Genomic DNA, 15,552 nt, shown 5'->3' with positions numbered 1-15,552 from the left:
CCCCGCCTTTGTCACAAATCCTGTCACAAACGCGGCAGGTCGGGACCCCTCCTGGCCAGGGCTCGCTTCGGCCATGGGATTGTTTCAGTACATGCTTCGGCGGGCATTTGAAGCTATATATATCAAACCCTTAATGGGTTAATATCTTCTCAATAATCATTTCAATTGGGCGGGTTCGGATGAGGAGCAAGCGACAAGCGGCGCACCAGCAGCTCGGCTTGGCGCTTGCGAAATTCGCCCCGGCGCGCGCGGCTGATCTTGCCCGCGAATTGGGCCTGTCGGTTCCCACCCTGCACCGCCTGCTGCAGGAGACGACTGAGCCCGTCCTTGCGGCCGGCAGGGCTCGGCGCACTCGCTACGCTCTGCGCCGAGCCCTGCGAGGCGATTTCTCGCCCCTCCCCATCCGTGCGATTGACGAGACCGGCCAGCCGCACGAACTCACGGAGCTCTCGCCCATCCAGCCGCAGGGCTGCCATGCCGACTTCGGTGGTTCGGGTTGGCCTCTGGAGGATGACGACCAGATCCCCGATGGGTGGTGGGACGGGCTGCCATACCCTCTGTACGACATGCGCCCCCAGGGCTATCTCGGACGCCAGCTGGCATATCGCTTCCGGGACACCCTTGCGGTGTCGCCCCATCCCGATACCTGGAGTGACGACGATATCCTGTGGGTTCTGAGTCGCGTGGGGTCGGATCTCCCGGGCAACCTGATCGTCGGCGATGCCGCATTCCAGGGCTGGCAAAAGGCCCGCGTGGATCCCCCTGCGATCCTCAAGGCGGACGATGTCGAACGTATGTACGTGAAGGCGGCGGAAGAGGCCATCTCGCTGGGGCTCGCGGGCTCTAGCGCTGCGGGTGAATTCCCGAAGTTCACCGCCCTACGGGATCTGCGGGACAGCAGCACGCCGCATGTCATCGTCAAGTTCTCGGGGGCCGATGATTCCGCGACCGTGCAGCGCTGGTCCGATCTGCTGGTGGCGGAGTGCTTGGCACTCCACGCGGCCTCCGCGCTCCCCGGCGTGCAAACCCCTCCGGGCCGCATCCTTCAGCATCAGGGCCGAACATTTCTGGAAGTCGAGCGCTTCGATCGCCACGGCATGTTCGGCCGCAGCCCGGTGGTGACGCTGGAGACCGTGAACGCGGCCTTGCTCGGCCATACACCCACGGCATGGGACACCCTAGCCGAAGGACTCGCCAACAAGCGCCTGCTGGCACCCGAGGCCGTCCCGGCTATCCGTTACATCACCTGGTTCGGCCGCCTGATCTCCAATAGCGACATGCATCTGGGCAATCTCGCCTTTCGCCCGGAGGAAGGCCGGCACCTCCTGTGCCCGGTCTACGACATGCTCCCGATGGCGTACGCGCCGCTCCCGGGTGGCGAACTCCCACGAGTGACATTCGATCCAGCCATGCCATTGCCCCGTGAACAAGGCGTGTGGGTCACCGCTTGCCACACCGCCATCGCTTACTGGCAAACCGTGGCGGATGACACCCGCATCAGTTCCACGTTTCGCAGGATTGCATCCGATAACGCTACCGAGCTTCAGAGACGCCTGGCGCTCGTCGCACCCTGATCGCCCGTCGTGCAGCGCCAATTGCGCGTTGGTTTCTGAACCGTCGTGCGTATGCCGAGCTCGTCATCACCGAGGCATGCACTTCACGCCGCCAAATTGTTCCAGTGGGCGCGGGCGAGCGATGTAGTAGCCCTGCACAAAGTCGATTCCGATCGCGGCAAGCCGTTCGATGGAACTGGCATCCTCGACGAATTCAGCGATGGTCTGAAGGCCCATGGTGTGAGCGATGGAGTGAATGGACCGAACCATAGCCTCGTCGGTCGGGTTGTTCGCAATCTCGCGTATGAACGCCCCGTCGATCTTGACGAACTGCACCGGCAGGTTGCGCAGGTAGCCAAACGACGACAGCCCCGAGCCGAAGTCGTCCAGCGAAAAGCGACAGCCGGTGGTGGAGAGCGTCTCGATGAAGTGCAGGGCTACATCAAAGTTGCTGATCGCGCTGGTCTCGGTAATCTCGAAGCAGACCGATTTGCCGGGCACCTGATGCTGATCCAGCAGTGCTTGAATCTCGGCTAGCAGGGCGGCGTCGCCAAGACTGGCGCCCGAGAGGTTGATCGCGCAGACCGTGGCGTGGTCGGGATCCGCACGCTCCATGTCGCCCATCCAGGCAAGCGTATTGCGCACCACCCACCGGTCGACTTCCAGCATCAGCCCGTAGCGCTCTGCGGCCGGGATGAATGCGCTGGGTGGGACAAGGTTGTCCTCGTCGTCGAGGAGACGCACGAGGATCTCATGATGGCCGGCAGGCGTATCGGGCTGCGTGGCAGGTACGATGGGTTGGTAATAGAGTCTCAGCCGGTCGCGGTCCAGCGCACTGCGGATGCGTGATGCCCACTGCATCTGCCCCTGACGTTCGGCCAGTTCCTGGTCGTCCGGCTCGAACAGGTGTACTCGGTTGCGCCCGTGCTCCTTGGCGACGTAGCAGGCCGCATCCGCCTGTCCCAATACCCCGGCCAAATCGCTACATCCCGCTTCGAGAGGTACCATGCCGATGCTGCTGCCCAGGGCAAAATGGCGCCCCTTCCAGGGGAAACGAAAGCGATAAACCTGTTCGCGAATCTTTTCGGCCACGTCCTGACCCGCGCTCACCGGGCAGTCAAGCAGGATCACGCCGAACTCGTCACCGCCGAGTCGCGCAAAGATATCGGACTCACGCAGACAATTCCCGATGACCTGGCTGATTTGACGCAACAGTTCGTCGCCCGCAAGGTGCCCGCAGGTATCGTTGACGACCTTGAATTGATCCAGGTCGATATAGAAAAGCACATGCCGTCGATTCTGATCACGTGAGCCGGTGAGCGTCTCCGCCAGTCGTGTTTCGAATTCCCTTCGGTTGAACAGCCCGGTGAGGGCATCATGGGTGGCCTGATGGGAAAGCTGGCGTTGCATGGCGCGGGCTTCGGTGACGTCGTGCAATACCAGAATGCTGCCGACCATCTCGCGATCCCGGTCGAAGATTGGTGCCGCGGTGTATTCCACGATCCTTGTTTCACCGGATGCCGTGGTTAGGCTCCAGGTGGTCGTGCTGTTGAGTACGTGCCCTTCGCTCAAGAGCGACCGGATCATTGCACCACAGTCCTGCTTGCTGGAGACGTCCTCAAACCGAAACAGGTCACACAGCGCGAGACCCTCTGCTTCGATCGCTGGCTGGCGACTCAGATGAGAGGCACTGGAATTGATGAAACGCACCCGGCCCGCTGCGTCGGTGGCAATAACGGCGTCCACAATCGACTCCAGCGTCACCTGCGCCAGTTCCCGTTCGCGATCGAGTTGATCCTGTACCTGACGGCGTTCCGTGATGTCCCGCACCACGGCGGTAAAGAAGGTCTGGTCATGGCTGTCGCTCTGTGAAGCGTGCAGTTCCAGGTGTCGCTTCTGTCCTCCGATCTCTCCAACCACTTCCTGTATTGCGCCCGACTGCAACCGTTTCGCGATGCCGCGAGCGGTATGGTCGCCAAGAAGCGGTTGAAACAACTCGTTCAGCGGCCGGCCACTCACGCCCTTCTCGTCGGTGGCGAGCAGTTTTTCCGCTCCAGGGTTCAAGCTGATCACTTGGCCGGCTGTGTCGAACGTAACGATGCCCTCGGTCATGTCCCGGAACATGGTCCGGGTCCGGTTCACCGCGCGCTCCAGCGCCGCCATGACCTCGTTGTAACGACGCGCGATCTGACCGACTTCGGTAAACGGTTCGACCGGTACCCGTCGGGAGAGATCCGTGTCGCTGGCCTGTCGCTCCATCGCGGTGAGGAGGTCGAGCAGATCTGTGCGGGCACCGTGCTCACTCACGTTGAGTCCCGCTGTCTCGTCTTCCGCGCTTACGCGTAGCGGGTGCCAACGGTCGATTCCGCGAAGCATCAGCCAGGCGAGGATGAAAGCCGTCGCGCCGATGACGACGATCCCGAGTGCTTGCACACCGACCTGTTCGAGTCGCCCCAGGCCCGTGCCCAGCTGATCCAACTGCCCGAACATGCCGGTCGCGAGCGTGCCCCAGATGCCGGCGGCCAGATGGACCGGTACGGCGCCGACACTGTCGTCCAACCGGCGCCGGATCATCCACAAGTCAACGATCAGCATGACCGCCGCACCGATGGCGCCGATTAATACCGCGATACCGGTGGAAACCGCATGCGCCCCGGCGGTGATGGCCACCAGTCCGGCAATCAGACCGTTCAGCGGCAGCAGGAGGTTGTCGACATGGCCACCCCGGATTCGCCGGCCCAGCAGGTAGGCCGTCACGGCCCCCGCTGCGGCAGCCAGGAAGGTATTTCCAATAATCGCGGGCACCCGCTCGGTGAGGCCGAGCTCGCTGCCCCCATTAAAGCCAACCCAGCCGATCAGGAAGAACAGCCCACCCAGGACCGCTAGCGGCAGATTGCTGGCGGGGATCCGCTGTACCCCGTCTTCGGTGAACCGGCCGATGCGTGGCCCGACCACCAGAATCGCCGCGAGCGCGACCCAGCCTCCCACGCTGTGCACGACCGTCGCGCCGGCGAAGTCGACGAAGCCCAGTGCGGCCAGCCAGCCATCACCGGATGCGAGCACCCCGCCCCAGGCCCAATGGCCGGTCAGGGGATAGATCACCACGACTACAGCCAGTGTGACCAGGCCATAGCTGACATACGACATGCGTTCGGAAACCGCCCCGGACACGATGGTCGCAGCGGTGGCAGCGAACATTGCCTGGAAGACAAAGAAAGCCGTGTCCTCTGCGGCAAGATCGGCCAGATCCGGTAGCCAGGGTCCGGTACCGACGAGTCCCATAAAGCTTGGTCCGAACATCAGTCCGAACCCAACCGCCCAGAACGCCAACAAGGTGATCATGAGGTCTGCCGCGTTCTTCATCGCGACGTTGATGGCGTTCTTGTGTCGAGTAAGACCGGTTTCCAGCGACAGAAACGCGGCCTGCATCAGCAGTACGAGCGTGGCACTGACCAGTACCCAGACCACGTCGACGTCCGTCAATTGCATGCAGTGCGTCCTTGTTCCGTCCCGTTTCGGCGTAATCCATTGGGGGCAATTACCATGCCGAGGATGCGATGGGCTTTACGGACGCGCGCCCTTTGATGGACGGCGGCTTGACCAATTGCGAGCAAGTTCGACACCAACTGAAACGTTTCGCCTGAAAAGGCCCTTGAGTTCCTGGACCTGTTGGGTGCGTGCGCTCTAGTGACTGGATGCCTCGCGGGCTTCCCTCGGCTGCGCGCAACACGGGCGGCTCCGGCTTATGGGCTGGACGCTCAAGACGCTGCTCCCCAGTGGTGCGGCGCGCACCACTATCGGGCCGTTCTTGGGCGCTATGCACCGCAAGTGTGCGGCGCGCCACATTTGGATTTGGTCGGTACTTTACTTCCCGGGGCTCCATGCGGGGCTACCCGGTGGTTGGTATGCGGCTTGCAAGAGTGTGGGGGCACAGGCGGGAGCTTCGGGTCGTTCAACGTGTAGAAGTTTGAGGCCGAGCAGCGTCTGAAAAATCTGGTTTCAATGGGTTGCTAGGGTTCCGGTTCGCGGTGCGAACGTCTGGTCCGAGAGCAACCGACCTCTCCTGAAGGGGGGTTACACGGCGGGACAAAAGCCCGGGAGGTTGTTTGCGAACTCCTGTGCCTGTGTCCATCGGTAGCCTCATAGGAGAGAGTCATGAGTCAGCGTCAAACCCGCACCTCGAACAAGGTCCTCGCGCTTTTGTGCGCGACCGTCCTATCCGTCTCCCTGTTTGTCCCCGGCCAGGTTGCCGCGCAGGAGCGCGACAGCTTCCGTATCGCCTGGAGCATTTACGTGGGGTGGATGCCCTGGGGATGGGGCGAGGCCGAAGGCATCATCGACAAATGGGCGGACAAGTACGATATCGAGATCGATGTCGTGCAGATCAACGACTACATCGAATCGATTAATCTCTATACGGGTGGCGGTTTTGATGGCGTCACCATTACCAACATGGACGCCCTCGCCATCCCGGCCGCGGGCGGGGTTGATACCACTGCGCTGGTGATCGGAGATTTTTCCGATGGCAACGACGGTGTCGTGCTCAAGGGTACGGATGACCTCAGGGACATTCGGGGTCAGCGCGTGCATCTGGTCGAGTTGTCCGTCTCCCATTACCTTCTGGCGCGCGCGCTGGAGTCAGTCGAAATGACTGAGCGTGACATCCAGGTCGTCAACACCTCGGACGCAGATATTGTGGCGGCGTTTGCCAGCGATGACGTGCAGGCGGTTACGACGTGGAACCCGCAGCTCAACGAACTGCGGGGCATGGCCAATGCTCATGTGGTATTTGACTCGTCCGGGATTCCCGGCGAAATCATGGACCTGATGGTGGTCAAGACGGAGGTGCTCGAGGCGAATCCTGCGCTCGGAAAAGCCTTGACCGGCGCCTGGTACGAGATCCTCGAGACCATGTTCGGCGGTGACGACATGGCCATGCAGGCGCGGGCCGATATGGCCGATGCGGCGGGTACGGACCTTGAAGGATACGAGGCGCAACTCGAGCTCACTCGCTTCTTCGTCGACCCGGCCGAGGCTGTGACGTTTGTCGAAAGCGATCAGCCTCGCGACACCATGAACAGCGTGCGCGAGTTCGCCTTTGAGCACGGACTGCTGGGCGAGTCGGCCCCGAGCCCGGACTTCATCGGTATCGAGTTCCCGGATGGTTTCGTGCTCGGTAGCGAGGACAACGTGAAGTTCCGCTTCACGGCCGAGTACATGCAAATGGCTGCGGACGGCGAACTGTAACCGGGTTGCACGTGGCGCCCGTCTCGGGCGGGCGCCCCTTTCCGCCAAGCCATCCGGAGTCCCTGCATGCCCCGTGTCCTGAATCGGCGCCCCGGGCGGTTGCTTGCCGCCGGCCTTGCGCTACTCCCGTTCGCGGTGGCGCTTGTGGTCTATGTGATCGCCTCCGCGTCGCGTCTGGCGGACAATCCAAACGATCCCATCCTTCCGTCGCTCGTATCCATGGCCGAGACCCTACAGCGCCTTGCCATGGAGCCGAGTCGGCGAACCGGGGAATTCGTGTTCTGGGCCGACACCGCGGCGAGCCTGACCCGATTGGGCCTTGGTGTGCTGATCAGCGCATCGCTTGGGCTGGTGATCGGTACGGTTACCGGGCTGATCCCCTACGTAAACCGAACACTGGCCGGCTTTGTTGCGGCGCTCTCCATGGTTCCGCCGCTGGCGGTGCTCCCCATCCTGTTTATCGCCTTTGGTGTGGGAGAACTGGCCAAGGTGATGCTGATTATTTTTGGCATTGCTCCGTTTATCGCCCGGGATATTCAGCAACGTGTTGAAGAGCTGCCCCCAGAACAGCTGGTGAAGGCCCAAACACTGGGGGCATCCACCTGGCAGATCCTGCTGCGAGTGGTCTTGCCGCAGGTTATGCCCCGGTTGCTCGACGCAACTCGGCTGGCGCTGGGGGCGGCCTGGCTGTTCCTGATTGCATCCGAGGCCATCGCGGCCACGGAAGGGCTCGGCTACCGGATCTTTCTCGTCCGGCGTTATCTCGACATGGCCACCATCCTCCCGTATGTGGTCTGGATCACGCTACTGGCGTTCCTGTTCGATTTCGCCCTGCGCAAGGCCAACGCCTTTTTCTTCCCCTGGTACGGGAACCGGAGCACCAAATGACGGCGGTTGAGGCGAAGAAGGTCTGGAAAGAGTACGGCCAGGACGTGGTGCTCGAGAACGTGGACCTGCAGGTGCAGACCGGCGAGTTCGTGACCATCGTGGGGTCTTCGGGGTGTGGCAAGACGACTTTCCTGCGGATGCTGCTGGGCGAAGTGCGGCCCACGCGCGGAGAACTGCTGCTGGATGGCAGGCCCATGCCCGACGAGCCTGGGCCCGACCGTGGCGTCGTGTTTCAGAAGTACTCGGTTTTCCCGCATTTGTCGGCGCTGGGCAACGTCATGCTCGGGGAGGCATTCGAGCGGTCCCCGTGGATCGGGCATCTCTTCGGCAGGAAACGTCGAACGGCGCGTGAACGGGCCATGGGCATGCTAGAAAGCGTCGGCTTGGGGCATGCCGCGGACAAGTACCCAAGCGAACTCTCGGGAGGTATGCAGCAGCGCCTCGCGATCGCCCAGGCATTGATGAAGGACCCGCGAGTCCTATTGCTGGACGAACCCTTTGGCGCGCTGGATCCGGGTATCCGCAAGGATATGCACGCCCTGATCCTGGATCTCTGGCGCCGCACGGGTATCACGATCTTCATGACCACCCATGACCTCAAGGAAGGCTTTGATCTTGGTACCCGGCTTCTGGTGTTCGACAAGGTGCGCTACGACCCTCAGGCGCCGCACGCCTACGGCGCCAGGATTACTTACGACATTCCGCTTGGACACACCAACGAAGAGACCTGGCGGGAAATCCGCGAGTCCGTCGGGCCGGGAGATGCGGCGGTGGAAATCGAGGCCCCACTTGAATGAAGGAGGAATTGACATGATTGCGACACCCGTAGCCGAGCAGCGGGTCGTCCTTCGGGACACCGTTCCCGGTGGGCGGTACTGGTCCATGGTCCTGAAGCGCGGTTTCACCTTGCGCATGATCGATCGTGACGGAGGTGCCAATGTATCCATGCTTTTGTTCAACCCGGCCAATCCGCTCGAGCGGTACAACATGGCGGATACTCTCAAGGGGCAGCACACGTCGCGTTTGACGCGCGGCAACATGCTCTATTCCGACATGGGTCGGGTAATGCTTTCGATCGTCGGCGATACCGTGGGGTGGCACGACACGATTGGTGGTGTGACCGATGCCGAGATGATTCGGCGCCAGTACGGTGAGGCGTCCTATCAGGAACACCACAACGCGTTTTTTCGCGACGGTCGCGAGCTGTTTCTGATCGAGCTTGGCAAGTGGGGGCTCGGCAAGCGGGATCTGGTGCCCAATGTCAACTTCTTCAGCAAGGTTTACGCCGACACGGATGGCCGCATGACGTATGTGCCCGACCATAGCCAGGCGGGCGATGCCGTCGATCTGCGCGCCGAGATGGATACGCTCGTGGTTTTTAATACCGCCCCGCACCCGATGGCGCCGGGCGATCACTATGCGCCAGGTACCGTGGATCTCCTTGTCTACCGGAGCGAACCGGTGCGCGACGACGATTACTGCATCCATTACCGGCCGGAGAATGCCCGTGCCTACGCCAACACGCTCATCGCTAACTGCCAGGAGTATTCGACATGAGTGGCAAGAATCTGGTTGAGAGTCACTTCAACCCGGACGACGCGGTATTGCGTCAGGTGGTGCCGGCGGGCGAGCCGTGGCTGGGCGAGCTGAAGAAGGGGCAGACCCTGCGCATCCTGGACCTGGAGGGAAATCAGGCCGCAGACACGATCTTCTACAGTCTCGCGAATCCGCAGGCCGAGAAATACAGCGCAATCGAGACCGTGCGTAATCAGAGCAATGTCTATCTGACGACCGGGTCGGAGCTGCGCTCCAACGAGGGCAACGTGATGCTCACCATTACCGCCGACACGTGTGGACGCCACGATACGCTCGGCGGCGCCTGCTCGGCGGAATCCAACCAGATGCGCTATGCACTGGACAAAAAGCCCATGCATTCCTGTCGTGACAGTTTCCTCCGAGCGATCCAGGACAGTCGATACGGACTCACCAAGCGCGACATTGTCCACAACATCAATTTCTTCATGAATGTGCCGCTGACCCCCGAGGGTGGATTGAGTTTCGAGGACGGGATCTCGTCGCCAGGCAAATATGTGGAGATGCGTGCCGAGATGGATGTGATTGTCCTGGTATCCAACTGCCCCCAGCTCAACAATCCCTGCAATGCCTACAACCCGACTCCGATCGAGATGCTGATCTGGGAGTGAGCAGAGCCGAGGCCGCGCGTAATGGCGTCCGGCCCGACTGATGCCAAAAGTCTGACCAAGAGATCCGCCGCCGGGGACGACCCTGGCCATCGGCGAAGTGACTGCGGGACGACCCGCCCGACAGGGAACCGGAACGCCATGTTCAGTAAGGTCCTGATCGCCAATCGCGGCGCGATTGCCTGCCGCATCATCCGCACGTTGAAACGGCTCGGCGTGCGCTCCGTCGCGGTCTACAGTGACGCCGACCGTCATTCTTTGCATGTGCGTCATGCCGACGAGGCCGTTCACATCGGCGCGGCCGCCGCCAGCGCTTCGTACCTTGATGCCGAACGGATCCTGGAGGCCGCAAGGCAGACCGGGGCCGAGGCCATCCACCCCGGCTACGGCTTTCTCTCCGAGAATGCGGACTTTGCCGAGGCGTGCGAGGCGCAGGGAATTGCCTTTATCGGTCCCACCGGGCAGCAAATGCGCGACTTCGGTCTCAAGCACACGGCGCGTCGCCTGGCGGAGGAGAACGGTGTGCCGATGCTCCCCGGAACGGGCCTGCTGGAGACCGAGGAAGAGGCCGTGGACGAGGCGCGGCGCATTGGCTACCCCGTCATGCTCAAAAGCACTGCCGGCGGCGGCGGCATCGGTATGCAGTTATGTACGGATGAAGTGGCACTCCGGCAGGTTTATGACTCGGTCCGACGCCTTTCGCAGAACAACTTTTCCAACAGCGGGATCTTTCTGGAGAAGTTTGTGCAGCATGCGCGTCACATCGAAGTCCAGCTCTTCGGTGACGGAAAAGGGGCGGTGATCGCTCTTGGCGAACGTGATTGCTCCCTGCAGCGCCGTAACCAGAAGGTTGTCGAAGAGACCCCCGCGCCGAATATTGACCAAGAGGTCCGCGCGGCATTGCTGGAGGCAGCCGAAACGCTGGGTCGCGGCGTGAACTATCGCTCGGCGGGAACGGTGGAGTACATCCTCGATGCGGACACCGGTGCGTTCTATTTCCTCGAGGTGAATACGCGCCTCCAGGTCGAGCACGGTGTCACGGAAGAGGTAACCGGGATCGACCTGGTGGAGTGGATGGTGCGTAGCGCCGCCGGGGATCTGCCATCGATCGAGGCCCTTCGGCCGGATGGGCCAAGCGGTCATTCGATCCAAGTCCGAATCTACGCGGAGGATCCTGGCAAGAACTTCCAACCTGCCACAGGCCTGCTCACCGAGGCGCGTTTCCCGGACAGCGTGCGGGTCGAAACGTGGGTCGAGCCGGGCAGCGAGATCTCGCCCTGGTACGACCCGATGATTGCGAAGCTGATCGTTTACGCGGAGGATCGGCCGACCGCGATGGATGCCATGCGGGTGGCCCTCGCCGCTACCGAATTGCACGGGCTGGAGACCAATCTGCATTACCTGCGTCAGATCGTGGCGGACAAAGCTTTCGTGCGCGGCGAAGTGACGACGCAATATCTCAATGGTTTCGCCTATGACGCGCCCACCATCGATGTATTGGGAGCGGGTACCCAGACTACAGTTCAGGACTGGCCCGGTCGGGTTGGCTACTGGGATATTGGTGTCCCGCCCTCGGGGCCGATGGATAGCCTTGCCTTCCGTCTCGGTAACCGGATCGTCGGTAACAATGAGGAGGTCGCCGGCCTGGAGTTGACCGTGACCGGTCCGACCCTGCGTTTCAACACCGACGCTGTTATTGCCCTGACCGGTGCCGCCATGCAGGCTCGCATCGATGGTGAGCAAGCCGTGTTCTGGAAGCCCATCGCGGTCAGGGCGGGGCAGACCCTTAAGCTCGGCTCGGTACAGCAGGCGGGGACTCGGGCCTATTTGCTCGTTGCCGGCGGTATTGATGTCCCGTTGCATATGGGAAGCCGCGCGACGTTCACGCTGGGGCAGATGGGCGGACACGGCGCGCGTGCTTTGCAGGCTGGCGATGTACTGCACATCGGACGGACTGGGGGCGAGAGGCCCTCTACGCTTGGGGCGGAAATCATTCCCGAATATGGGCACCACTGGGTGATCCGGACGATTTACGGCCCCCATGGCGCCCCGGACTTCTTCACCCCGGAGGATATCGAGGCTTTTTTCGGTACCGACTGGGAGATCCACTACAACTCCAGTCGAACCGGCGTGCGTCTGGTGGGGCCCAAACCTCAGTGGGCTCGGGAGGACGGTGGAGAAGCGGGTCTCCATCCCTCCAACATCCACGACAATGCATACGCGATCGGCACCATCGACTTTACCGGCGATATGCCGGTAATCCTTGGCCCGGATGGCCCGAGCCTGGGCGGATTTGTGTGTCCCGCAACGATCGTCGCTGCTGACCTTTGGAAGATCGGTCAGGTCCGGCCTGGCGATACGGTGCGTTTTGTTCCCGTCTCGCTGGCCGATGCGAATCGTCTCGAGTCCAACCAGGAGGCCGTCATACGGACTTTGCGGCCCGTAGAGAGCCGTATCGAACCAGTGGGCCACATCACGACGCCGATCCTCAAGGAGGAAAGCGGTGGCGGCCACCCGTTGGGGGTGACCTACCGCCCTGCCGGGGACAAGTACCTGCTGGTGGAATACGGTCCGATCGAGCTGGATCTCAACCTTCGTTTCCGTGTCCAGGCTTTGCTGGAATGGCTGACCGAGCAGTCGATCACGGGCATCACCGAAATGACGCCGGGCGTGCGCAGCCTGCAGATCCACTATGAGCCCTCGCAGTTGCCGCTGGATCGCCTTATGCAGCTGCTGGAGCAGGCCGAGCGCGAACTCAAGGACCTGTCCGAGGCTGAGTTGCCGTCCCGAATCGTGCACCTGCCGTTGGCCTGGGATGACAGCCAGACGCAGTTGGCGACGCGCAAGTACATGCAGTCGGTTCGGAGCGATGCGCCATGGTGCCCGCGAAATATCGAGTTCATTCGTCGGATCAATGGCCTTGCAAGCGAAGCCGAGGTCAAACGGATCGTGTACGACGCCTCGTATCTGGTAATGGGGCTGGGGGACGTCTATCTGTCGGCACCACTGGCGACTCCGGTGGACCCACGCCACCGGCTGGTGACGACCAAGTATAACCCCGCACGGACCTGGACGCCGGAGAACGCGGTGGGCATCGGCGGTTCCTATATGTGCATCTACGGTATGGAAGGCCCGGGTGGCTACCAGTTCGTGGGGCGCACGTTACAGATCTGGAACCGCTACAAGGTTACGCCGGAATTCCAGCAGCCCTGGTTGCTGCGCTTTTTCGATCAGATTCGCTTCTACGAGGTCAGCGAGCAGGAACTGCTGGCCATGCGCGACGCTTTCCCGAAAGGCGGCCTTCGCATCGACATTGAGGAAACCACGTTTTCCCTCAGCCGGTACAACGATTTCATTGCGTCAAACCGCGAAAGCATCGACACGTTCAAGACCCGCCAGCAGGCCGCATTCGAGGCCGAGCGTCAACGCTGGATCGAGACCGGGCAAGCCCACTACGAGGCCGACGCCGAGCCGGTCGCCGAATCGAATGTGGTGGAACTGGAAGAGGGCGAGCACGCGGTCGAAAGTCATATCCACGGCAGCGTCTGGGCGCTGGATGTGAAGGTCGGTGATTGGGTGGAAGAGGGGCAGACGCTCCTGGTGCTCGAGTCTATGAAGATGGAAATCCCCATGGTGGCCGAGGTGGCCGGGACCATTCGCCAAGTGTTGTGCCAGGAAAGCGAACAGGTCCGCCCGGGGCAGCTCTTGGTGGTGCTTGCGCCGGACGGGTGATGGCGACCCTCCAGCAGGAGCGCTCCTTTGCCGAGCCCTCCGTCTTCCAGCCCAATCAACTCCATCTCGAAAGGTAACGACCAAGAGGTATCAAAATGCCAACTCTCACAGAGCTTCTGGACGACTACCGGGGCGGTCGCCGGAGTCTGCGCAGACATATTGCGGACACCATGGCCGCGGTCCGTAGCGGGGACGACCGCAACATTTGGATTACGGTGCTCGACGATGAACAAGTCGAGCCCTATTTGGCGCGCCTGGACGGCGTGGACCCGGGGAGTCGCCCCTTGTACGGGGTTCCGTTTGCGATCAAGGACAACATCGACTTGGCCGGCATCCCTACGACCGCTGGCTGTCCCGATTACAGTTATGTACCGGAAGAATCGGCTTTTGTCGTGCAATGTCTGATTGATGCCGGAGCGGTTCCGGTGGGTAAGACCAATCTGGATCAGTTTGCGACCGGGCTGGTTGGCACTCGTTCGCCCCACGGCGCTTGCGGAAACGCTTTTGACCCCCTCTACATTGCGGGTGGTTCGAGTTCCGGATCGGCGGTCGCCGTCGCCCTCGGTCAGGTCGCGTTTGCGCTGGGAACGGACACGGCCGGATCCGGCCGTGTCCCGGCAGCCTTCAACAATCTCGTTGGTCTCAAGCCCACCCGTGGGCTCCTGAGTGCGCGTGGCGTGGTGCCCGCCTGCCGGACCCTGGATACCATTTCGGTCTTTGCTGCCACCGCGGCTGACGCCCAGCGGGTGCTGGAGGTGTCGGCCCGCTACGATGAGCAGGACGCCTATGCGCGCCAGGATCGAGTGCCCGAATTAGGCCACGCCACGATCGCGCCAGACCATTTCCGCTTTGGAGTTCCGCGCCGCGATCAGCTTGAGTACTTCGGCAATCAAGCCGGAGCCAGGCTGTTCGAGCGCGCCGTGGAACGTCTGCAGCAGCTGGGAGGCACGCCGATGGAAGTGGACTTCGAGCCCTTCCTTGAGGCCGCCCGCCTGCTGTACGAAGGCCCCTGGGTGGCCGAACGCTACGCCGCGATCCGCGAGTTCGTCGAGCGTCAGCCGGAATCGCTTTTTGGAGTTACGCGCGAGATCATCCAGGGAGGGGCGACACCCCTGGCGGCCGATGCCTTTGCAGCCCAATACCGTTTGCAGACGCTGCGTCGGCGTACGGAAGCACTCTGGTCGGATGTCGACTTGGTGATTACACCTACAACGGGCACGATTTACACCATTGAAGAAGTCGCGTCCGACCCGGTCGCTCGCAACAGTGATTTGGGCTACTACACCAACTTCATGAACCTGCTGGACTTCAGCGCGGTGGCCGTGCCGGCAGGATTTCAGCCCGATGGGCTTCCCTTTGGTGTCACGTTGTTCGCGCCGTCGTTCTACGACGAGGACCTCCTGGCCATCGCCGACCGGCTGCATGGCGCGCAAGATCTCCCGTTGGGCGCGACGGCCAATCCCATGCCCGAGGAGCCGTCGATTCGAGTGCGGCACGGACACAGCATTCCGGTAGCTGTCTGCGGTGCGCACATGCAAGGGCTTCCATTGAGTCACCAGCTCGAAGAACGCCAGGCGCGTTTTCGCGAGGCGGCGCGAACGGCCCCGGAATACCGGTTCTATGCCCTGCCCGGTGGGCCGCCGTCTCGTCCGGGGCTACTGCATGTCGAGACGGGAGGGCAATCGATACGCCTTGAGGTGTGGGATGTGCCGAGTGATCGCTTTGGCTCCTTCGTGGCTTCTATACCCGCGCCGTTGGGGATTGGTCGGGTGCGTCTGGAAGATGGGCGTGAGGTTGCGGGATTTATCTGCGAGGCAACCGGGGTCGAAGGCGCTGACGACATTACTTCCCTTGGCGATTGGCGCGTATGGTTGGAGCAGGGACGCCACCACTGAACGGAAACCACGCTGCCCTGACAGTCCGCTGATCCG

Annotated in this window: 9 protein-coding genes and 1 riboswitch; of the genes, 8 read left to right on the top strand and 1 reads right to left on the bottom strand. The window is 62.0% G+C overall.

Annotated elements, in window-relative coordinates:
* Positions 1-179 precede the first annotated feature (179 nt).
* A complete protein-coding gene (gene yjjJ / locus D579_RS14215; RefSeq protein WP_018951688.1) occupies positions 180-1,574 on the top strand; it encodes a type II toxin-antitoxin system HipA family toxin YjjJ in 1,395 nt (464 codons plus the stop codon).
* A 66-nt stretch (positions 1,575-1,640) separates the two neighbouring features.
* Here the strand turns inward: yjjJ and amt are convergent, their stop codons facing one another.
* Positions 1,641-5,042 carry an ammonium transporter gene (gene amt / locus D579_RS0108305; protein WP_018951687.1) on the bottom strand — a complete coding sequence of 1,134 codons (3,402 nt, stop codon included), beginning with the start codon at positions 5,040-5,042 and terminating at the stop codon, positions 1,641-1,643.
* Positions 5,043-5,552: 510 nt separating this feature from the next.
* A riboswitch (guanidine-I (ykkC/yxkD leader) is annotated at positions 5,553-5,656 on the top strand.
* A 52-nt stretch (positions 5,657-5,708) separates the two neighbouring features.
* On the opposite strand from amt, the gene D579_RS0108300 reads away from it, so the two are divergent.
* From D579_RS0108300 to atzF, 7 genes are all read left to right on the top strand, one after another.
* On the top strand, positions 5,709-6,800 hold the full coding sequence (locus D579_RS0108300) for a putative urea ABC transporter substrate-binding protein (protein ID WP_018951686.1): 1,092 nt from the start codon (positions 5,709-5,711) through the stop codon (positions 6,798-6,800).
* A gap of 99 nt (positions 6,801-6,899) precedes the next feature.
* Positions 6,900-7,688: an ABC transporter permease gene (locus D579_RS0108295; RefSeq protein WP_231376850.1), complete on the top strand. Its 789-nt coding sequence runs from the start codon at positions 6,900-6,902 to the stop codon at positions 7,686-7,688.
* Complete coding sequence (locus tag D579_RS0108290; protein ID WP_018951684.1) at positions 7,685-8,485, top strand: ABC transporter ATP-binding protein; 801 nt, start codon at positions 7,685-7,687, stop codon at positions 8,483-8,485. The genes D579_RS0108295 and D579_RS0108290 overlap by 4 nt, the downstream gene beginning before the upstream one ends.
* A 13-nt stretch (positions 8,486-8,498) precedes the next feature.
* Positions 8,499-9,245, top strand: a complete 747-nt coding sequence (locus D579_RS0108285) for an urea amidolyase associated protein UAAP1 (RefSeq protein ID WP_018951683.1) — start codon at positions 8,499-8,501, stop codon at positions 9,243-9,245.
* Entirely contained in the window at positions 9,242-9,892 is a 651-nt protein-coding gene (locus D579_RS0108280) for an urea amidolyase associated protein UAAP2 (protein ID WP_018951682.1), read from the top strand. The genes D579_RS0108285 and D579_RS0108280 overlap by 4 nt, the downstream gene beginning before the upstream one ends.
* A gap of 138 nt (positions 9,893-10,030) precedes the next feature.
* A complete protein-coding gene (gene uca / locus D579_RS0108275) occupies positions 10,031-13,621 on the top strand; it encodes an urea carboxylase (RefSeq protein ID WP_018951681.1) in 3,591 nt (1,196 codons plus the stop codon).
* Positions 13,622-13,716: 95 nt separating this feature from the next.
* Positions 13,717-15,516 carry an allophanate hydrolase gene (gene atzF / locus D579_RS0108270; protein WP_018951680.1) on the top strand — a complete coding sequence of 600 codons (1,800 nt, stop codon included), beginning with the start codon at positions 13,717-13,719 and terminating at the stop codon, positions 15,514-15,516.
* The last annotated feature ends 36 nt before the right edge of the window (positions 15,517-15,552 follow it).

The sequence above is a fragment of the Thioalkalivibrio sp. AKL12 genome, assembly GCF_000377925.1.
Lineage (GTDB): Bacteria > Pseudomonadota > Gammaproteobacteria > Ectothiorhodospirales > Ectothiorhodospiraceae > Thioalkalivibrio > Thioalkalivibrio versutus.
The sequence above is the reverse complement of the archived record's forward strand: the minus strand, read 5'-3'. Positions and strand labels throughout refer to the sequence as shown.